The sequence below is a fragment of the Enterococcus camelliae genome (assembly GCF_042685105.1).
GTDB lineage: Bacteria > Bacillota > Bacilli > Lactobacillales > Enterococcaceae > Enterococcus_G > Enterococcus_G camelliae.
Genome location: NZ_JBHUMO010000027.1, coordinates 1 through 19,224, shown reverse-complemented (window position 1 = coordinate 19,224; position 19,224 = coordinate 1). Strand labels below are relative to the sequence as shown.

Below are 19,224 nucleotides of genomic sequence, written 5' to 3'. Positions count from 1 at the left end.
TCCTTTTAGTATTTATGACAATATTGTTAGCTGAACCAATGGAAAAAAATCGTGGAGTCTTTTATAGTAAGCTTATCTAAAAGAAAGTGAGTAAAAGAATGAAAAAAATAGTTTTACTTCTGCTTACGTTATTACTCATTGGATGGATAGCTTATAAAAGCCCTCTCTATAGTTATTATACCGATACTTATAGAGGGTATACTGCTTATGCTATTGTACCAAAAGATGTGCCTCAGCGGACGAAAACGACGGATATGAGCGGAAAAATCATTCCCGATTCATACACTTATCAATATCAGTTCAATTTTGTTCTGGAAGATGGCACGTTTCAAACCATGCACTATGAATTATCTGGGGAAAGCGTGACACCGATTGAACCAAAAAGCTATATAGTTGCCAAAATCAGCAAAAAAAGAGTCATTGAGGGACCAAACAAAATCAATCAAAAGGATATTCCCAATGATGTCCTTGCACTTCTTGCCCCAAAAAATTAAAACGAATCATTCGGTAGGTTTGCTTTGTACAAGCTGCTACCGAATGATTCGTTTTTTTATTTAACAGACGTTTTGGTGGTTGGATCTAATTTTCGCTCGATGATTCCTAGAACCCAATCCGTTAAAATAGCCATCAATGCGGTTGGCAATGCTCCTGCCAAAATGATGGCCGTTCCATCAGTAGCATTGGTTCCACGAATAATAATATCACCTAACCCACCGGCACCGACAAATGCCCCAATCGCGGTGATACCAATCGCCACAACCAGTGCATTCCGGATACCTGCCATAATAACCGAAACAGAAAGAGGCAACTCAATCATGTACAATCGCTGAGCAGAGGTCATACCCATTCCTTTTCCAACATCAATCATATCACGGTCTACTTGAATCATCCCTGTATAGGTGTTTTTAATGATGGGCAAAAGAGAATACAACGTGACCGTTACAATAACCACATTGACTCCTAAGCCAAGCCCAATCATTAAAATAGAGACCATTGCTAAAGAAGGAACCGTTTGAATGATATTTGCTAAACGAATGACCCAATCTGCAAGTCCTCGTTTTTTTGAGATAAAAATCCCAATTGGTATTGCCAGAATTGCTGCGAATAAAACACCATAAATGGAGATTAGAAAGTGACGGACAAATTGACTAAATACATAGGCGCCATTTTCTCGAAAATAGTAAACAAATTGCTCCACGACATTCATACTTTGCAAATCCATCTCATCACTCTCCTTTAAAGTAATTATTTTTTTCTAGAAATTGTTTTGCAACAACGCTTGGTTCAATCAAGTTATTGTCCGCTTCAAAATTTAATTTTTGCATTTCATCCGTTGAAATTTTATCGGCTAATTTGTCGATAACTTCTTGAAGTTTTGGTTGTTTTTTCAATAACTTATTATCGATGATTGGTACAGCATCATAAGGTGGAAAGAATTTTTTATCATCCTCTAACATCACGAGATCGTAACTGCCAATCCGTCCATCTGTGGAGTATCCTAAAACAATATCCATTTTTCCAGCTGCAACTGCATCATAAACCAACCCAATTTGCATAGGAAGAATCGTTTTAAATTCAAACCCATATGCTTTTTTGAAGCCATCATAGCCATCACCTTCCCGTGTAATCCATGCTGGATCTACTCCTGCAGATAATTGACCAGCGACCTTTTTTAAATCACTAATCTTTGAAAGATGATATTTTTCGGCGGTTGCTTTCGTCACCAAGTAAACATACGTATTATCAAAGCCATAGGGTTTCAACCAAGTTTGGTTGTATTTTTTTTCAAATTCTCGACTAACTATGTTATACGCCTCAGTAGGATCCTTTACAGGAGCCAAACCTAACGTTGTCGTTAAATCCGTCCCAGTATACCTAGCTGCTGAAATTTGAGCATCGCCATTCATCATCGCTTGATGATTGATGGTTGTCGTCGCCAAATTATTAATAATAGTCACTTTATTATCCGTATAGTGTTCAATCATCCCTGCAACTAAACTCGCCAAAATCTGAGATTCGGAGGTTATGCCCCCAGTAATCGTAATCGTATCATCAGAATCACTGCTTGAAAGACCTGGTAATGAACAACCGGTTAAAAGAACAAATAAACTTAGAAAAATAAATGATAGGAAGTATCTTTTTTTCATTCTTCTTCCCCCCTTATTGCACTGGGTGTCAGAATTTTTTCTAACAAGCCAAGTAAATAATCTGCTAAAAGCGCTAAAATAGTCACGGGTATCGTACCTGCAAAAATAAGTGCTGGTTGGTAATTATTCAATCCACTAAAAATTAAATCCCCCAAACCGCCAGCACCAATATAAGATGCCAATGTGGCCCAAGCAATAACATAGACCGCGGCTAAACGAATCCCTGCCATGATTGTTGGCATGGCCAAAGGTAATTCAACAGAAAAAATGGATTGTAAATTCGTCATCCCCATTCCTTTGGCAACATCCACATAATCATGACTCACATTTTTCATTCCAATATACGTATTTCTTAAAATTGGAAGTAGTGAATAAATAAACAACGCAATAATTGCTGGTATTTTTCCTACACCAAAAATAGGAATCATCAGTGCTAATAAAGCCAATGAAGGAACGGTCTGCAAGGCACTCGTCACGCTGATAACAATAGTAGCTACTCGTTTAAATCTTGTCAGCAATACTCCCAACGGAACGGCCACAAGTACACCCAAAACCAAAGCCACAGCAGAAATATAGAGATGTTGTAGACTCTTTTGAACGATATCGTTCCCGTACTCGGCAAAAAAGTTTTCCATCACTAGACCTCCTCTTTTGCTGACTCGACTGCTCCGCTAATGGTGTCCTCTTCGCCCCAAATAACATCATAAACAATATCAACAAGTGAAGCCCTAGTTAGTATTCCTGTTAATCTCTTCTGGTCATCAACAACGGGAACATATTTAATCCCTCGTGTCAGAATTCTTCTTAAAGAATCACGTAACAAGGCGGATTGTTTGACGAAAAAGACATTTTTATTCATTACTTCACCAACCAGTTTGCCAGTACCACGTTCTCTGTCAATGACTTCTACATCGATATATCCTTCGAGATGGTTCTCTTCATCAACAACCAATAAGGTATCCACACGCTTTTGGCGCATCAAACGAATGGCTTCTTGCAAGGAATGTTCGCGCGTAATCGTGATTGCTTGTGCTAAGGAAACTTCACCCACAGTGGTTGCGTCTGGTTTCGCCTGTAGTAACCGATCCTCACCGAGTAATTCTTCGACAAATTCATTTGCCGGGTTTCGTAATATTTCATCCGGTGTTCCAAATTGAATCACTTTTCCCTCGCTCATGATAACGATACGATTCGCAAGCTTGAGCGCTTCATCCATGTCATGGGTCACAAAAACAATTGTTTTGCCAAGACGTTCTTGTAGATCCTTCACTAAGTCTTGTAAGGCATCTCTAGTGATTGGATCTAATGCGCCAAACGGTTCATCCATCAAAATAATGTCCTGATCCGCAGCCAAAGCTCGAACAACGCCTATACGTTGTTGCTGCCCACCCGACAACTCACTGGGATACCGATCCAACATTTCTCTGGGAAGTTCCACTAAGTCAATCATTTTTTCAGCAGTTTGATTCCGTTCTTTCTCGCTGACTTTTAACAATTTTTGCACCAATGTAATATTTTCTCGAATGGTCATATGAGGCATTAAGCCAATATTTTGAATGACATAGCCAATTTTCCTTCTTAGTTCTACAGGATTAAGCGACTGAATATCCTGTCCATCAATAATAATTTTCCCTTTTGTCGGCTCATTCATCCGGTTTATCATACGCATGCACGTTGTCTTGCCACTTCCACTTGTCCCGATGAAACAAATAAATTCACCTTTATTGAAAGATAAATTCACATCTTCTACAGCCATTTTTCCACCCTTGTACACTTTTGTAACGTGTTGGAATTCAATCAAAATGTTTCACCTCTTCTTTAAATTTTACTAATTCTTACACTTTTTAGTATGGGTGAAAAAAGCACATTTAACAAATGTTTTGCATGTATTCGCTTTCAATTATTGATTAACTTAGTTGCTTAAAACAAAAAAAGCCTCCGCTATGGACGCTTTTTTTCGAAATTTCGATCATTCTTTATGGTGCTTTTTATTTAAACTCACATTTTCTTCCGAAAGTTGTAACCCTCGAGGACCGACATGTGTTGAAAAGACGATATTCGTTTTGGTATCTCCAAATTTTTGTAATTGATTTATGAACTCATCTAATTCCACTGTATTGGGAAAAAATACTCTTAACATCATCGAATACTCGCCAGTTATGCAATCACATTCGGTCACATTTGGCACATCTTCGATAAAGGTGTAAAAGTTTTGTTTATCCTTTGCATTTACCGCACAATGGATATACGCCTTTATAGAAAATCCAATTTTTTGATAATTTAACATTGCTTGGTAAGAATCGATAAATCCACGATTTTCCAAATTTTGTAACCGAACGGAAACGGAAGGGGAAGAAATGAAACATTCTTCTGCCATTTGTTTCACAGTCTCACGTGCATTTTTTTGAAGAATATTTAATATATTTTGATCAATTGCATCCATTCATTACACCTCACTTTTTTTTATTTTAGCGAGTTATCCAAAAAGATGCAAGTTATTTTTGTTGTTTATGTCATATTTTCTTACATTGACAATGCTTTTTTGTAGATAACTACTAATATCAGACTAATAATCACAAATATTGCACATAATAAATACATTGTTGTAAAGTTTGTTAACGAAGCAACGACACCCCATAAAAGAACGCCACCACCGTAAGCAACATCTAGTGAGGCAGAAAAAATAGCTGTTGCCTTTCCTCTTTCAGACGATGCAGCATTTTCTAAAACAATGGTATTCATGATCGGCAGTAAACTTGCATACCCCACTCCATAAAGAACAGCTGCAACGATTAAGCCCCAAAAATTTGTTGTCCAAGCAATCAAAAAAAAGGCAAGACCAACTAAAAAAATACTGGCTACTACCAATACAAACGATTTCATATAAACAAAAATATTTGGCAAAACAAAACGTACACAAACCATAACCAATGACATCACTGTAAAATAATACCCTGCTCCACCAATGTGTTTCTCAGCAGCATATTGGGCCAAAAAAGAAACAACACCAGAATTTGCAAAGCAAATAAAGAATAAAATTGCACTAGGAATGAGAATGCTTTTGCGTTTAAAAATGGCTTGTAGCGTTTCGTCACCCTCTTGATTGGGAATATTCGTCTGAGTTTTTTTTTGTTCAGCTACGTACTGATCCTGTACCAAGAAACTAAGGAAAAAAGCAATCAACACAAGAACAAATGCAAATTGAAACAAGCGTTGAAAGCCTAGTTTCTCAGCTATGGTCAACCCAATTAGAGGACCAATTGCACTAGGTAAAGCCTGTGCAATGCTATAGTAACCTAGACCTTCAGCTAAATGTTCACTAGGAATACAATCTGCTGCAATCGTACTAGTTGTTGTACTTTGGATGCTATTAGCAATCCCTTGGACCATTCTTAAAAGAAAAAGTATGAGAAGTGTTTTGTAAAGTGTTAATAAACCAAAATCAAGTAACAGAAGAAAGATTCCGACCAATAAAAGCCGTTTTCGTCCGTATTTATCAAGCCACACACCCACAGGAAAACGAGTAACCAATGCGGACAGCCCTAAGATACCAACAATAAATCCTGACAATGCTTTCGAGCCCCCTAGCTGTGTCACATAGATGGGCAGTGAACCCATTTGCATTGTGATTGCAGTTGTTGCAAAGGTGCTGATTAGCATCGTTACGATAAAATTTTTTGACCAAATCTTTTCTGAACGCTGAACTTCTTCCATTTCTCCTCCTTATGCAGACATGACTTCCTTGAAACGAACTTGGGCTAAGAATTGTTTCGTTCGATCTTCTTTTGGGTGATTGAAAACGTCATCGGGTGACCCTTCTTCCACTATGTAGCCATCCGCCATAAAAATCACTTTATCTGCGACTTCTTGCGCAAATTGCATTTCGTGCGTCACAACAATCATCGTTTGCCCACTATCTGCAAGTTTTCTCATAACAGCTAAAACCTCTCCAACAAGTTCAGGATCCAATGCAGAAGTTGGTTCATCAAATAGCAAAATTTCTGGCGTGAGAGCCATTGCCCTAGCAATGCCAACCCGCTGTTGTTGCCCCCCTGAAAGCTGAATAGGGTACATGTCTTTTTTATCTTCCAGTCCAACACGACGAAGAGCATCCAAAGCAATCTGTTCGGCCTCTTTCTTTTTGACCTTTCTAGGCGTCACAAGACCTTCCATAACGTTTTTTAAAATAGTCATATGACTAAATAGTTCATATGATTGAAAAACCATGGCCGTTTTCAATGCAATCTCTCGTGCTTGTTTTGCGCCTATCCCTGCTAAATTATACATTGTGTCATCCAATTGATAGCTTCCTTCATTTGGTTCTTCAAGTAAATTCAAGCATCGTAAAAATGTTGTTTTCCCAGAACCACTTGGACCAATAATACAAACAACTTCACCTCGTTGAACGGTCAAGTCAATGCCTTTTAATATCTCATTCTTCCCAAATTGCTTTTTCAGTCCGAAAACTTGTGCTTCAATCATATTGCTCACCTCTTACACAGATATAGTATTTCTCGATTCCCCATGTTCCAAAATATCGTAAGCATTATTTAATGCCGTTTCCGCAATTTCTTTCACCGCCAATTGCGTGTAATAAGCAATATGAGGCGTGATAAAAACATTTGGATAGGCCATCAATTGTTGATAGAGTGGATTTTTTTCTTGTCCTAAATGAAAATACGCTTCTTCATTTTCCAAGGTATCCAACATACAGCCACCAGCATTTCCTTGTGCTAGCCAACGAAGCAGTGCATCTGTATTGATAATTTTCCCGCGTGCTGTATTCACAATTTTGGCATTGGGTTTCATCTTAGCAAACAACGCATCATCAAAAAGATGATACGATTCCTTGGTTAACGGAATATGGATGGAAATGATATCCGATTTCTGTACAACTTCTTCCAATGAAAGGTAAGAAACAAATGGCTCTAATTGCGGATTGTGTGAATGACTGTATGCAACAACCTTACCTCCCATTGCTGCGATAGTTTGTGCAACAACCATGCCAATTCTTCCAGTACCAATAATGCCGACTGTAATACTTTGAATTTCATCCCCAATCGCTATTTTTCTAGATAGATGATCGCGTTCATTTATCCGTAATGGAAGATTTCTGGCTAACATCAATATAGCCATAACGGCAAAATGACCAACGGATGTCGGGCTATAGGAAGGCACATTTGTGACTTGCAAATGATATTTTTTCGCCCATTCAAGATTCACACCATCAATTCCTGTTGACTTAATGGATAATTGTTTCATCCCATAACTCCGTAACGTACGATAGAAGGATTCATTTTGACTCATCTCGGCACTCGGATATAAACAAATGCCATCATGCCCTTTCGCAAATGCAATGGTTTCTTTGCTGATTTGTTCTTTTCGAATCGTAACTGGCACTTTATTGAGAAAAGACCATCTTTGAATATACGGTTCTTCTTCGTCACTTACACCAAAATAAATAAGTTTCATGCATGTCTCCCCTCAAATTGCCTTCGATATTTGTGCTTTACGAGCATATTCTATGGCTTCGTTCATTTGTTGAATGCCTAATTGAATTTCTTCAACGGATGGTTTTGTAAAATTCATGCGGAAAAACTTCTCGTACCCTTTTCCAGCAACACTCATCACATTTCCAGGAATCACGATGACTTTGTGATCAAATAAGTAATCCAAAAAAGCCTCTTCATCGACCTCATCAGACAATTCACAACAAATAAAATATCCACCAGTTGGTTCGATATAGCGAATGGCCTCACTTGGCAGCTTCGCCAATTCCGCTAACATAACTGTTAATTTTTCGCGATACAGTTCTTTCAAGTAATTGACATGTGTTTCAAAATGATAGTTTTCCATAAACTCTGTCAAAAGAACTTGCCAATAAAAGTTCGTATGAGAATCGGAAACTTGCTTTGCTAAAACCAATTTTTCAAAAATAGGTTGTGGCGCCATAACAAACCCTAAACGAGTGCTCGGAGCCAATATCTTTGAAAAAGATCCTGCATAGATAACCAGCTCATCGGTATCAAAAGACTTCATTTTTGGTATCGGATCACCAAAATAAAGCAAGTCCCCATATGGATCATCTTCAAAGATAAGAATGCCATATTTTTTGGCAAGGGCATAAATTTCTTTTCGCTTTTCTAAGGGAATAGAAGTACCCAACGGATTTTGAAACGTTGGGATTAGATAGAGTAATTTAATTCGATGTTGGCTATCATTAGCGAGAATTTCCTCTAGCGCTCCCAAATCAAGGCATTCCTCGGAAACATTCATAGGGACAGCAACTGGTATTGCGCCATAGCTTTTGATAGCATTGACTGCACCAGAAAAGGTCTGTTCTTCACAAAGAACGATATCCCCTTCATTACACAGGACTTTAATAACCAAATCCATGGCTTGCGTTGATCCTGATACAATCATCACTTCATCATCACTATCAATTGCTGCTTGTTCTTCAATTCGTTTTTTAACTAGTTTTCTTAATTCGGGCAAGCCTTCACTTGGTCCATATTGAAGAAAAGTTTCTGGATCAAACTCGGTGTACATTCGTTCAGAAATGGTTCTAAGTGTGTCCATTGGAAAAGCATCGATGGAAGGATAACCATAAGCAAATGAAATGACATCTTTGGCTTCCATATTTTTCTTTGCATTTTCTCTTAAAGCTGAACCTTCTAAATGATTCATGCGATTGGCAAATTGATAGTGCATCTATCTTCCTCCTATACGGCAAATTGATTGGTAAAACGAGCCAGAAATGCTTTGGTTCGTTCTTCTTTAGTCTGTTCAAATACTTCTTGAGGCGCTCCTTGTTCAACAACATAGCCATTTTCCATAAAGACAACCTTATCAGCAACTTCATAAGCAAATTTCATCTCATGTGTCACTAAGACCATCGTAGCACCTGTCTCAGCTATATCACGAAGCAATGCTAAGACCTGTCCGACTAATTCTGGATCCAGTGCAGATGTTGGTTCATCAAACAAAATCACCTTTGGATTTAAGGCTAAGGCTCGTGCAATACCAATCCGCTGTTGTTGACCTCCTGACATCTGACTCGGATAAAAATTGGCCCGATCAGACAACCCCACTTGCTCCAAAAGTTGAGTAGCTAGACTGAACGCTTCTTCTTTTGATTTTTTTTGAGCCATCATCACTGGCATCGCGATGTTTTCTATTGCTGTCTTATTTTGAAACAAGGCATAATTCTGAAAGACCATCGCCGTTTTTCGTTGATGCGCCAAAATTTCTTTTTCTTTGGCTTTTTCAACATGAATCACTTGTTCATCCAACGTCATTTGTCCTTGATCTGCACGTTCCAAAAAATTCAAACAACGAAGGAAAGTCGTTTTACCAGAGCCACTTGGCCCCAATAATACGACTACTTCGCCTTGGTTTACATCTATATCAATACCTTTCAGCACCTCTTTTTTACCAAATTTTTTGTGTAAATTTCTTACTTCCAACATGGTCATAAAGAAGCCCTCCTTAACTTTCGATTCATCCGTTGTTCAAATAATTGTGCACCTTTTTCAATAATTAAACTAATGATCCAGTAAATAATCGCTACAGCAATATAGGCTTCTAAAAAGCGATAATTTTGTTGAGCAGAAATTTTAGCTGCTGCGAAAACATCTACCACACTGACCATTGATGCAAGTGCTGAAGCTTTAACCAACGTGATTAACAAATTACTGAACATCGGAACTGACACTGGAAACGCCTGTGGCAAAAGAACTCTGTGAATCGTTTGAAAATTGGTCATTCCTAGCGACTTGGCTGCATCAAACTGTCCTTTTTTAATGGATGAAAATGCTCCCCGGAAAATTTCACTACTATTAATGATTGATAAAATACTTAAAGCAAAGATAGCAATCCAGATCATATTAAAATCTTTAAAACGAATGGACCAATGCATTCCTTCCGCGATGGTGTCAAATTTTTTTGAAGCAATGAGGTAACTTGCCAATATAATCAAAACAATTGGAACGCCCTTCAGTAATGTGATAAGAATTTGGAAAAAAGGGGCAATTATTCTTATTTTATACTGCCTTGCCAAGGCAATCAGTAATCCAAAGAAAATACCGATTACCAAGGAGGAACCCGCCATGAAAAGCGTGGTTCCTATATAGTGGCTAGCAATCTTTAAAGAATTTATCATTGTCGAAAAATCAAAACTCATATTGGCTCACCTCTCTTAATCTTTGGGAACATAATCTCCATCCAAATATTTTTCAGATAGTTTTTTGATTGTTCCGTCTTCCTTCAATTCTTTTAACGCTTTATTAACTTCTTCAATTAATTTTGTATCCGTCTTCTTATTAAATAGGAGGTATGCATCAGAATTATGAACAGGTTTATCGCCTATTTTCAAATGAACGTCAAAGGTTTTATTATAATTATCAATTTGGTACTTAGGTGCTAATGTTGCATCAACGGCACCAGAAGTTAATGCTTGAACAATTTGTTCATTACTGTATTCACCGTAAACTAGCGTAAATGCATCGGGATGATCCTTTAAATAATTTTCAGCCATAGCTGCCTGGTTGGTCGAAGTCGTAACATATACTTTCTTTCCTTTTAAATCATCAAAAGTGTTGTAGGTTTCCCCTTTATCAGGATCATAAGAGATGTACGTATCCCAAACAACATAACCTACATCACCATAAACAAATTTTTCTTTTCGTTCATCATTGACTTCATATTCATAAGCAGCCATTTGTGCTTTGTTACTTTCAAGATTGGAGAGGGTCGTTGGAAAATCCGATCCTTCAAATGTGAAGCTATAGTCCTTTAATTTCTTATCAATTGCTTTTACAACGGCAACATCATAGCCATCATACTTCCCATTTTCGTCTAAATAGGCATAGGGCAATGCATCATTCCCAGTCGCAACCGTGATTTTTGTAACTTTTCCGCTGTCTTCTGATGAATCGGAGTCAGAACCACCGCTACTCCCACAAGCAGCTAATAACAATGAAAAGGCAGCAACACTTAATCCCGTAACAATTCTTGATTTTTTCATACATTTTCCCCCTAAGACCTATTTTTTTATAATGAAGTTGTCTTCACCTTCTCTTTTTTTTGGAAAAAAAGGAGAGAAGGCAACCGCATTTTTTTAGTTGATACTTGCTCAAATTTCATTTGCTCTTCTAACCAAGCAAATATTCGTTCAAGTACAAAACTTAAAACAATGAATATAATTGCTGCTCCAACGTAACCTTCCAATGTATGGAAGGTTACAGCACCAATGGCTTTGGCTTTCCCTACAACATCGATGACCCCAATCGTAAATGCAAGAGAGGTATCTTGTAGCAATGCCACGGTTGTGGTACCAAAAGATGGTAAAGCAACTCGTACCATCTGTGGCAAGATGACACTGCGATACATTTGAAATCGCGTCAACCCACAGGCGATAGCAGCTTCCTTTTGGGTGGCTGGTACACTTAAAATAGCTGCACGAATTGTTTCAGATTGAAAGGCCGCGGTATTTAACCCATACGTGATATAAATAAAGAAAATTTTGTTCCAAGAAGAGACATCAATATTTACCCCTTCTAATAATGTTGGTATACCATAATAAACCACATACAATTGCACAAGAATCGGTGTCCCACGAATAAATGAAACAAAGACTGCACTAATCTGTGATAAAATTGGTATTTTCTCAACACGTACAAAGGCAATGAGACTCCCCAATACAAGACCTACTAGTGTAGCGATGGTTACGATCATTAATGTAACCGGCAAAGCACTGAGTATTTTAGGAAAGTATTGATACACTAGTTCCCAATTAAAAAAACTTTTCATGGCCTTTCCTCCTTCAAACTTAAAAATCTGAATTTTCTGATTTTTCAAATCATACATCATTGTTCCGGCTTTTCCTATATCTATTCAGTGTAAAATGCTTATATTAATAAAATTTCGCTTTTCTACTTAAAAAAGTAAAAATAAATCGATTTCACCTATAGAATATTAATGATTAACAATTATTAAAATGCAAAAAAATCACCTAGTCAAAAAACTAGATGATAGAAAGCATAACCGATGAGTGGAACAAATATGGCAGGCAAAAGGTTTAAGATTGCAATTTCTTTTAATTTCAAAATGGATAGGCCTGATGCAAAAATAAGGATGCCACCTATAATCATCGGCTCTACAAGCAATTCTGTTTGAAGGGACTGCTGAAACAAATAAGCGAACGCATAGATACTTCCTTGCCAGATAAATAAGACAGGTGCCGCCCACATAATACCGTAGCCAAACGTTGCTGACAAAACGAGCGATGTAATTCCGTCTAGAACCCCATTCGTTATCATGAAAGTATAATCCTGATTGATTGCCGCTTGGACTGGACCCAATATTGACAAACTCCCAATGCAAAAAAGTAAGATGGCTGTTGTTAACCCATTCGCTAAATTTGAATCTCCTTGTTGCGATAATTTACGATTAACTTTCTGCTGTAATTGAAGTCCTTCACCAATTACAGCGCCAATGGCTAAGCTGATAATAAACACGATTGGATACTGACTTTCCCCCAAATTGACAATAACTGTGTTTATCCCAATCATCACAGCAACTAACCCCATTGCCTGAAGAAGAATTGTTTGAAACCGAACTGGAAATTTTTCTTTCAAAAATCCACCCAAAGCTGAACCAACAATAATCGTGATCGTATTAAACAATGTTCCCCACATTTACTGATTACCTACACATTCTGGTAAACATGTTGAATTAACTCGACTGTCTTTTCCCATCCTAAACAAGGATCGGTAATCGATTGTCCATAGGCTTGTTTGCCTACTTCCCCTCGACCATCAGCTAAGTAGCTTTCAACCATCAAACCACGAACAAGCTGTTTCACCTGTGGATTCCACTCGCGGCTAGCAAGGACTTCTTTGGTAATTCGAATTTGATCCAAATAATTTTTACCAGAATTATCATGGTTGGTATCGATCAAAACAAAAGGATTCTTAAAAGTCTCTTTGTCATACAATGACGCTGCAGATACCAAATCTTCATAATGATAATTTGGAATGATTTTTCCATATTCATTTAATCCCCCACGCAAAATTAAATGCGCCAATGGATTTGAACTGGTCGAAACCTCCACCCCATTATAGATAAATGATTGCGAGCGTTGGGCGGCATGCAGTGCATTAAATGCCACTGCTAAATTGCCACTGGTTGGATTCTTTAAGCCTACTGGTGCATCAATTCCGCTTGCTACAAAGCGATGTTGTTGGTCTTCTACGGAACGTGCCCCAACTGCATGGTAACTAACTAAATCAGAGACCAATTCAAAATTTTCTGGATACAACATTTCATCGGCAGTCGTTAAGCCAGTCTCTGTCAGAACTCGACGATGAATTTTGCGAACCGCAACCATTCCGCGGATTAAATTTACCTCTTCATCTGGTGATTGCTGATACAGCATCCCTTTGTACCCATCGCCATTCGTTCGAGGCTTGTTTGTATACACTCGTTGCACGATAAAGAGTTTATCTTTTACTTTTTCTTGTAGTTCTGCAAGCCGTTGTGCATAGTCAAAAACAGCTACTTCATTATCAGCCGAGCATGGACCAATCACCAACAAAAAGCGTTGATCTTCACCAGTGATAATTCTTCTGAGCTCTTCATCTCGATGCTGTTTATAACTTGTTTGTTCCTCAGTTAACAAAGAAGTATTTTTTACCAACTCTAAATTTATTTTTTTACTTAATTTTTCAAAACTCATTGGACTCTCCCTTTCTAATCACCCTTTTTAGCTTTAACAGAAAAATTGTTTTTCCAAAAAACGTAACAAAAAGTCCTTAGCACATGCATGCTAAGGACGAATAGTAATCCGCGGTACCACCTTAATTGAAGAAACAATCTTCCACTTGACAACTTATTCACTTTTTTTCCAGCTCGACGTAATTCAATACAACACTTTCATCGATTTGCAGCAACCATCGACTTTCTGATAGAGGGAATGTTGAATCTACTTCATTGAGCAATGACATCAATACGTTAGATGAACTATAGCACAAGACCGCTTTTTCCGTCAACCGCTTATGAAAATATTCTTTCATCAAATCGAAGAACTTGTGAGATAGTGTCCACGGTTACACGAACACCATACGGTAAGACTGTTCGTGGATAGGCATGCCCGAATGGAAAATTGTATGCGATGGGTAAGGTATGATCTGCTACCGTATCAATGAGAATCGATTGATACTCATGATAGAAGCATTCATCTTGTGGTTTCCCTACAATCATACCAGCGATTTGAGAAAAAAGACCGGTTTCCTTTAACATCAAGAGTTTTCGTTCAAATTCTTTCGGTACTATTTTTTCTTCACAGGTTTCGATAAATAAAATTGCACCTTGCCATTTTGATAGCTCGGGGAATAAATGATACGTTCCAGCCACCTTTTTTTCATCTGCGTAACGTTCCCCAGACAAAATATCTGTCAAACTTTCGAAACAACCGCCTAACAGATGACCCGAAAAAACAGGATTTCCTTGTAGCAGTTCAAAGCCTTTTTTATCCAAATGAGCCACCCGCGATTCTCCAATCGCCTTTGCCGAAAAGTCTTTTCGTTCCTCATACCAAGTTGCACTTGGCAAAATAGTTCCTTGTTCAGGCTGATCCGCTAAAAATTGTCCGACTGCATTCATTGTATAGGGAAGCATTTCTGGTCCAATATCCGCAAAATCAGTTAAAAATGATGGCCCATAAAAAGTCTCTAATCCTAGTTGATAGAACATCAAATGATTGACCGTTGTATCAGAGTAGCCAGTAAAAATTTTCGGATTGGTTTTTACAGCTTCTATGAATTCCGGGTCTTCCATTAAGAATGGCAATGTTCGAAATGTGTCATCGCCACCAATGGCACAGATAATTCCTTTTATTTCCGGGTCTAAAAAGGCAGCTTTTAGATCCGCTGCCCTTTTCTCCGGATGTTTTCTGATATACTCGCTGCCAGCCAACGCATGTTTCGTAAAAACAGGTTCCAATCCCATTTCCCGCAAACGTTTGGTCCCAATTTCAATATTGTATTGACAACTTTCATCTCCTAAAATCCCACTTGACAGGCTGATGATAGCAACTTTATCCTCTTTGTTAATCCGTGGCGCTTTTTTCACTATCCCTTCCCCCCCTTCGTTCTCAATCACCCATCAATTGATCTAATAAATGATAGAGTAGTTCCTTATTTTCAGTCGCAATGGGATGATTCATCACTTCTGTAGCAGTTTGTTTCAAAATAGATTGCTTCAAAAATGCTTCATCGTTCTCGACAATCGCTCGAATTGATGTAGGCGTTGTCTCCAAGTGAAATTGTAGTCCAATTGCACGCTTATATTGGAATCCTTGATTGGCCCAATCATCCGAATAAAAAAGACGGGTGCTGCCAGTAGGAAATGAAAAGCCTTCACCATGCCAGTGCAAAACGGTATACGCTTGATTCGTGCGATAATCAACCACGTTTCCCCAACCAACTTCTTTGGGCGTGGACTGAATGGTTTCCCCTAAACAAACTGCCAGTTGTTGGGCACCTAGACAAATACCAAAAACAGCTCTATTTTTCTTCAATTGCTGCTGAATTAACTGTCGTTCCTGCTTTAAAAAAGGGTCATTATCATTCGCGCTCATGGGTCCGCCTAAAACGACCAATAAATCAATATCCGCATCATAAGGAATTTCTTCTCCTAAATCAACACGGATAAGTTGACTGGCTACCTCTCTTTCAGCCATCCAATTATTAATATATCCCGGTGTTTCAAATGCTACATGTTGAAGAATGATTGCCTTCATCATCTATTCCTCCATCGCTTCTAAAAATTACACTAACTTGCTTTACAACTTGAAACAAAAAATTAAGTACCTTTGATTCTTACATCCTAAAAGAAGAAGGCCAAAAAAGCAATAATAAGTGCAAATAATTGACTTTGACTTTAGTTGACCTATAATAAAGTTATCAACGATAAGGCTTACTTATTGTAAGATATCATTTATTAAACGGAGGGATTTTTAAAATGGCAAAAGAACATTACAGTCGGACAAAACCACATGTAAATATTGGGACTATTGGACACGTCGATCATGGGAAAACAACTTTGACCGCAGCAATTACTTCTGTATTAGCCAAAAAAGGACTAGCAAGCCCTCAAGACTATGCAAGTATTGATGCAGCACCCGAAGAAAGAGAACGTGGGATTACAATTAATACAGCTCACGTTGAATATGAAACTGAAAAACGGCATTATGCGCATATCGATGCACCTGGACATGCGGACTATGTTAAAAACATGATTACCGGTGCCGCTCAAATGGATGGCGCTATCTTGGTTGTTTCAGCAACAGATGGTCCAATGCCTCAAACACGTGAACACATTTTGCTCTCACGTCAAGTTGGTGTAAAGCATTTAATTGTTTTCCTTAATAAAACCGATTTAGTTGACGATGAAGAATTGATTGATTTGGTTGAAATGGAAGTCCGTGAGCTTTTAAACGAATACGATTTCCCTGGTGATGATATTCCAGTTATCAAGGGTTCTGCTTTAAAAGCACTCGAAGGAGATCCAGAAGCTGAAGCTGCTATCATGGAATTAATGGATACAGTAGATGAATATATCCCTACTCCTGACCGTGATACGGATAAACCTTTATTATTACCAATTGAAGATGTCTTCACGATTACTGGTCGCGGTACTGTTGCCTCTGGTCGTATCGATCGTGGTACAGTAAAAGTCGGTGACGAAGTTGAAATCGTTGGCATAAAACCAGAAACACGTAAAGCTATTGTAACTGGGATTGAAATGTTCCGTAAAACATTGGATTTAGGCGAAGCTGGAGATAATGTAGGTGTATTGCTCCGCGGTGTTGATCGTAGTGAAGTGGAACGTGGTCAAGTATTGGCAAAACCAGGTTCAATTACACCACATACAAAATTCAAAGGTGAAGTTTATGTGTTAACCAAAGAAGAAGGTGGACGTCACACCCCATTCTTTAATAACTATCGCCCACAATTCTACTTTAGAACAACGGACGTTACAGGTAATGTTACCCTACCTGAAGGAACAGAAATGGTCATGCCTGGTGATAACGTCACAATCGAAGTTGAATTAATCCATCCAATCGCAGTTGAAAAAGGAACAACTTTCTCAATACGTGAAGGTGGTCGAACAGTTGGTTCGGGTATTGTCTCAGAAATTGAAGCTTAATCAAAAAGACGCTCTCCTGTTAAAGGAAAGCGTCTTTTTTTCATCCTATAGTAAAATTCCTTTACTCAAACTCTTGCAAGTATACAACCATGCTCCTCCATCACCCTCGCCATCATTTGAACAAAGGACAAGTTGTTTTTTATTTGGGTGAATGGCTACCGAAGTCGAGCGCAACATTTTGTGTTTTTTTCGTTCTGGCAATAGGATTTGTTCAATAGGTAATCCATATTTGTCAAAAACCATTGCTCGACCTTGCATATACATCGCCACGTAGAGATTATCATCTGCATCAATACAAATAGAATCCGGTCCTTCCAATCCAGTAAAATGATACGGAACGGAACTGCCATAGTTAGCGATAATGGTCGGATCTTCAGTCATACTCAAATAGTGTAACCGGTTTTGACTCATCTCAGTAATCCAAAGACCATTGCCGGTTGTATTTAAAACAACGCCATTTGGAACAGCCATATTTGCTAATACTTTGGTGATTGTTTTGTAATCAGGTGATACATAGTAAACACCACCCGTTGGTTCGCACGAATACCCTTTAAAGTCTGTAAAATAAAAGCCGCCATCCTGATCGAAGGATAAATCATCAATCACATAACCTAGTGATGAATCAACAACAACCTGTTGATCACTTCCATCTGGATTCATTGAAACAACACTACCAGTCCCTCTCATGTCCCCTAGACAACACACAAATAAGCGTCCATCGTGATTTCTTTTGACCGTCGCAGGATTTTCATTTTCAAACGATGCAATCTTCTCTAGTTTCATTGCCGTCAACTCAAGTGCATATACTCCACCACCAAACACATCCACAAAAAACAAATGATTTTGGTTATCAAAACACAATCCTTCTAGTTGCATTTGTTGATCAGATACTTTAAACCAAGGTTTCGCTTCCTTAAAAGGAATAGCTCTTTCATTAAGTGGTACGGAAGCTAGTAATTCTATTTTACTCATCCATTAGTCACCTTTTTTCTCAATTTTTCGGTTGCAAGTGTAAAAAAGCGGTTGCAATTCCAACCAAATTGTATCATGAAATGAAAGAGATGAACATCACTTACCCAAAAAGCGTTTCATCGTTCAACCTTTCATTCCCCTATTTCGGTTGTACCCTCTAGAATACCCTTGATAAGCCTTAATTGCTTCTCTTTCTAGTTCATTTAACGTTAAGTAGCCGCTGTTTAGAAGGGGAATAAACTGAATATCAAAAGGCTTCCCATAACGGTAATCAGCATACACGTCTTGATTTCCTTTTCCTAAAAAATGTTGACAAACTCTATCTAACATACGAGTTGCTTGTCCAATGTAATACGTTTTATTCTGAGTATTGAACAAAAGATAGACTCCTGGTTGATTAAGCCTATTCCATGTGTCATTTTTCTGTTTAGTTGAAAGGTTTAAAATCTCTTTAGGATTTAATAATAGTTCACCAGAAGGAACCTTTGTCAACTTCTTACGCACTATTTTTCGATTTGTCATATGTATTAGCTCAATGACTAGTTGGCAAGAAAACTTCAAGAAGAAAGCATCAATAAATAGCATTAGCAGTAAATAGATTGCCCATAGCTGATAAGAAATGCCATAACTAGCCTGCACTGTGAAAAGTGATGAGCGCTCTTGCGATAATCCATCAAAAATAGACAATTTTGAATAATGTCTTGGTGAGTATTCAAATATAAGTGAACAAACTCTTTCATAAAAAACCTTCCATAAACGATTCTTTTTTATTTCATCCTAATCTTTATATAATGTCTCCTGAACAGTAATGTTTCCTTGATATAACAACATTTTCCTCTCACTTTTGATATAATAGGTGCATGAGTTTTTTCAGGTTACTGGCATAAATCGTGCA

At 38.0% G+C, this 19,224-nt stretch carries 21 protein-coding genes; 2 read left to right on the top strand and 19 right to left on the bottom strand.

Translation table 11 applies throughout. The features are described from left to right. Positions 1-98: 98 nt before the first annotated feature. Complete coding sequence (locus ACFSR0_RS04160; RefSeq protein ID WP_379980199.1) at positions 99-494, top strand: DUF1093 domain-containing protein; 396 nt, start codon at positions 99-101, stop codon at positions 492-494. Between the two features lie 56 nt (positions 495-550). Here ACFSR0_RS04160 and ACFSR0_RS04155 read toward each other — a convergent pair whose 3' ends face one another. The 17 genes from ACFSR0_RS04155 to ACFSR0_RS04075 all read right to left on the bottom strand — a co-directional run bounded on the left by ACFSR0_RS04155 (position 551) and on the right by ACFSR0_RS04075 (position 15,948). Further along, positions 551-1,222 (bottom strand): ABC transporter permease, encoded by a 672-nt coding sequence (locus ACFSR0_RS04155; RefSeq protein ID WP_379980197.1) that lies wholly within the window; start codon positions 1,220-1,222, stop codon positions 551-553. A gap of 4 nt (positions 1,223-1,226) precedes the next feature. Further along, positions 1,227-2,147, bottom strand: coding sequence for an osmoprotectant ABC transporter substrate-binding protein (locus tag ACFSR0_RS04150; protein ID WP_379980195.1), 921 nt, complete (start codon positions 2,145-2,147; stop codon positions 1,227-1,229). Beyond that, complete coding sequence (locus tag ACFSR0_RS04145) at positions 2,144-2,782, bottom strand: ABC transporter permease (protein WP_379980193.1); 639 nt, start codon at positions 2,780-2,782, stop codon at positions 2,144-2,146. Before ACFSR0_RS04145 ends, ACFSR0_RS04150 begins: the two co-directional genes overlap by 4 nt. Positions 2,783-2,784: 2 nt before the next feature. Next, entirely contained in the window at positions 2,785-3,903 is a 1,119-nt protein-coding gene (locus tag ACFSR0_RS04140) for a betaine/proline/choline family ABC transporter ATP-binding protein (RefSeq protein WP_379980233.1), read from the bottom strand. A 213-nt stretch (positions 3,904-4,116) separates the two neighbouring features. Then, positions 4,117-4,590 (bottom strand): Lrp/AsnC family transcriptional regulator, encoded by a 474-nt coding sequence (locus tag ACFSR0_RS04135; protein WP_379980191.1) that lies wholly within the window; start codon positions 4,588-4,590, stop codon positions 4,117-4,119. Positions 4,591-4,670: 80 nt separating this feature from the next. After that, positions 4,671-5,861: an MFS transporter gene (locus tag ACFSR0_RS04130; protein ID WP_379980189.1), complete on the bottom strand. Its 1,191-nt coding sequence runs from the start codon at positions 5,859-5,861 to the stop codon at positions 4,671-4,673. A 9-nt stretch (positions 5,862-5,870) separates the two neighbouring features. Then, entirely contained in the window at positions 5,871-6,629 is a 759-nt protein-coding gene (locus ACFSR0_RS04125) for an amino acid ABC transporter ATP-binding protein (RefSeq protein WP_379980187.1), read from the bottom strand. 12 nt (positions 6,630-6,641) lie between these two features. Beyond that, a complete protein-coding gene (locus ACFSR0_RS04120) occupies positions 6,642-7,619 on the bottom strand; it encodes a D-2-hydroxyacid dehydrogenase (protein ID WP_379980185.1) in 978 nt (325 codons plus the stop codon). 12 nt (positions 7,620-7,631) lie between these two features. Further along, positions 7,632-8,858: an aminotransferase-like domain-containing protein gene (locus ACFSR0_RS04115; RefSeq protein WP_379980183.1), complete on the bottom strand. Its 1,227-nt coding sequence runs from the start codon at positions 8,856-8,858 to the stop codon at positions 7,632-7,634. An 11-nt stretch (positions 8,859-8,869) separates the two neighbouring features. Then, the gene (locus ACFSR0_RS04110) at positions 8,870-9,616 is read right to left on the bottom strand and encodes an amino acid ABC transporter ATP-binding protein (RefSeq protein ID WP_379980231.1); all 747 of its coding nucleotides are present in this window, start codon (positions 9,614-9,616) and stop codon (positions 8,870-8,872) included. A gap of 2 nt (positions 9,617-9,618) precedes the next feature. Then, the gene (locus tag ACFSR0_RS04105) at positions 9,619-10,329 is read right to left on the bottom strand and encodes an amino acid ABC transporter permease (protein ID WP_379980181.1); all 711 of its coding nucleotides are present in this window, start codon (positions 10,327-10,329) and stop codon (positions 9,619-9,621) included. 15 nt (positions 10,330-10,344) lie between these two features. Then, positions 10,345-11,172 carry a transporter substrate-binding domain-containing protein gene (locus ACFSR0_RS04100; RefSeq protein ID WP_379980179.1) on the bottom strand — a complete coding sequence of 276 codons (828 nt, stop codon included), beginning with the start codon at positions 11,170-11,172 and terminating at the stop codon, positions 10,345-10,347. A 26-nt stretch (positions 11,173-11,198) separates the two neighbouring features. Beyond that, positions 11,199-11,957 (bottom strand): amino acid ABC transporter permease, encoded by a 759-nt coding sequence (locus tag ACFSR0_RS04095; RefSeq protein ID WP_379980177.1) that lies wholly within the window; start codon positions 11,955-11,957, stop codon positions 11,199-11,201. A gap of 206 nt (positions 11,958-12,163) precedes the next feature. After that, positions 12,164-12,844, bottom strand: a complete 681-nt coding sequence (locus tag ACFSR0_RS04090) for a DUF554 domain-containing protein (RefSeq protein WP_379980175.1) — start codon at positions 12,842-12,844, stop codon at positions 12,164-12,166. A gap of 11 nt (positions 12,845-12,855) precedes the next feature. Continuing rightward, a complete protein-coding gene (locus ACFSR0_RS04085) occupies positions 12,856-13,884 on the bottom strand; it encodes a 3-deoxy-7-phosphoheptulonate synthase (RefSeq protein WP_379980173.1) in 1,029 nt (342 codons plus the stop codon). A gap of 317 nt (positions 13,885-14,201) precedes the next feature. Further along, positions 14,202-15,278, bottom strand: a complete 1,077-nt coding sequence (locus ACFSR0_RS04080) for a S66 family peptidase (protein WP_379980171.1) — start codon at positions 15,276-15,278, stop codon at positions 14,202-14,204. Between the two features lie 22 nt (positions 15,279-15,300). Further along, complete coding sequence (locus tag ACFSR0_RS04075; RefSeq protein WP_379980169.1) at positions 15,301-15,948, bottom strand: type 1 glutamine amidotransferase; 648 nt, start codon at positions 15,946-15,948, stop codon at positions 15,301-15,303. A gap of 221 nt (positions 15,949-16,169) precedes the next feature. Between ACFSR0_RS04075 and tuf the strand changes: the two genes are divergently transcribed. Further along, entirely contained in the window at positions 16,170-17,357 is a 1,188-nt protein-coding gene (tuf, locus tag ACFSR0_RS04070; protein ID WP_379980167.1) for an elongation factor Tu, read from the top strand. Positions 17,358-17,402: 45 nt separating this feature from the next. Here the strand turns inward: tuf and ACFSR0_RS04065 are convergent, their stop codons facing one another. Then, positions 17,403-18,329, bottom strand: coding sequence for an SMP-30/gluconolactonase/LRE family protein (locus ACFSR0_RS04065; RefSeq protein ID WP_379980165.1), 927 nt, complete (start codon positions 18,327-18,329; stop codon positions 17,403-17,405). Between the two features lie 123 nt (positions 18,330-18,452). Beyond that, positions 18,453-18,851 carry a GIY-YIG nuclease family protein gene (locus ACFSR0_RS04060; RefSeq protein WP_379980163.1) on the bottom strand — a complete coding sequence of 133 codons (399 nt, stop codon included), beginning with the start codon at positions 18,849-18,851 and terminating at the stop codon, positions 18,453-18,455. Positions 18,852-19,224: the final 373 nt, after the last annotated feature.

Bases quoted from the DNA above. Each gene is read 5' to 3' on its own strand.
- ACFSR0_RS04110 (WP_379980231.1), bottom strand. From the start codon at position 9,616: ATGTTGGAAGTAAGAAATTTACACAAAAAATTTGGTAAAAAAGAGGTG.
- ACFSR0_RS04145 (WP_379980193.1), bottom strand. From the start codon at position 2,782: ATGGAAAACTTTTTTGCCGAGTACGGGAACGATATCGTTCAAAAGAGT.
- ACFSR0_RS04120 (WP_379980185.1), bottom strand. From the start codon at position 7,619: ATGAAACTTATTTATTTTGGTGTAAGTGACGAAGAAGAACCGTATATT.
- ACFSR0_RS04060 (WP_379980163.1), bottom strand. From the start codon at position 18,851: ATGACAAATCGAAAAATAGTGCGTAAGAAGTTGACAAAGGTTCCTTCT.
- ACFSR0_RS04065 (WP_379980165.1), bottom strand. From the start codon at position 18,329: ATGAGTAAAATAGAATTACTAGCTTCCGTACCACTTAATGAAAGAGCT.
- ACFSR0_RS04125 (WP_379980187.1), bottom strand. From the start codon at position 6,629: ATGATTGAAGCACAAGTTTTCGGACTGAAAAAGCAATTTGGGAAGAAT.
- ACFSR0_RS04140 (WP_379980233.1), bottom strand. From the start codon at position 3,903: ATGGCTGTAGAAGATGTGAATTTATCTTTCAATAAAGGTGAATTTATT.
- ACFSR0_RS04130 (WP_379980189.1), bottom strand. From the start codon at position 5,861: ATGGAAGAAGTTCAGCGTTCAGAAAAGATTTGGTCAAAAAATTTTATC.
- ACFSR0_RS04095 (WP_379980177.1), bottom strand. From the start codon at position 11,957: ATGAAAAGTTTTTTTAATTGGGAACTAGTGTATCAATACTTTCCTAAA.
- ACFSR0_RS04155 (WP_379980197.1), bottom strand. From the start codon at position 1,222: ATGGATTTGCAAAGTATGAATGTCGTGGAGCAATTTGTTTACTATTTT.
- ACFSR0_RS04115 (WP_379980183.1), bottom strand. From the start codon at position 8,858: ATGCACTATCAATTTGCCAATCGCATGAATCATTTAGAAGGTTCAGCT.
- ACFSR0_RS04090 (WP_379980175.1), bottom strand. From the start codon at position 12,844: ATGTGGGGAACATTGTTTAATACGATCACGATTATTGTTGGTTCAGCT.
- ACFSR0_RS04075 (WP_379980169.1), bottom strand. From the start codon at position 15,948: ATGAAGGCAATCATTCTTCAACATGTAGCATTTGAAACACCGGGATAT.
- ACFSR0_RS04160 (WP_379980199.1), top strand. From the start codon at position 99: ATGAAAAAAATAGTTTTACTTCTGCTTACGTTATTACTCATTGGATGG.
- ACFSR0_RS04100 (WP_379980179.1), bottom strand. From the start codon at position 11,172: ATGAAAAAATCAAGAATTGTTACGGGATTAAGTGTTGCTGCCTTTTCA.
- ACFSR0_RS04135 (WP_379980191.1), bottom strand. From the start codon at position 4,590: ATGGATGCAATTGATCAAAATATATTAAATATTCTTCAAAAAAATGCA.
- ACFSR0_RS04150 (WP_379980195.1), bottom strand. From the start codon at position 2,147: ATGAAAAAAAGATACTTCCTATCATTTATTTTTCTAAGTTTATTTGTT.
- tuf (WP_379980167.1), top strand. From the start codon at position 16,170: ATGGCAAAAGAACATTACAGTCGGACAAAACCACATGTAAATATTGGG.
- ACFSR0_RS04085 (WP_379980173.1), bottom strand. From the start codon at position 13,884: ATGAGTTTTGAAAAATTAAGTAAAAAAATAAATTTAGAGTTGGTAAAA.
- ACFSR0_RS04105 (WP_379980181.1), bottom strand. From the start codon at position 10,329: ATGAGTTTTGATTTTTCGACAATGATAAATTCTTTAAAGATTGCTAGC.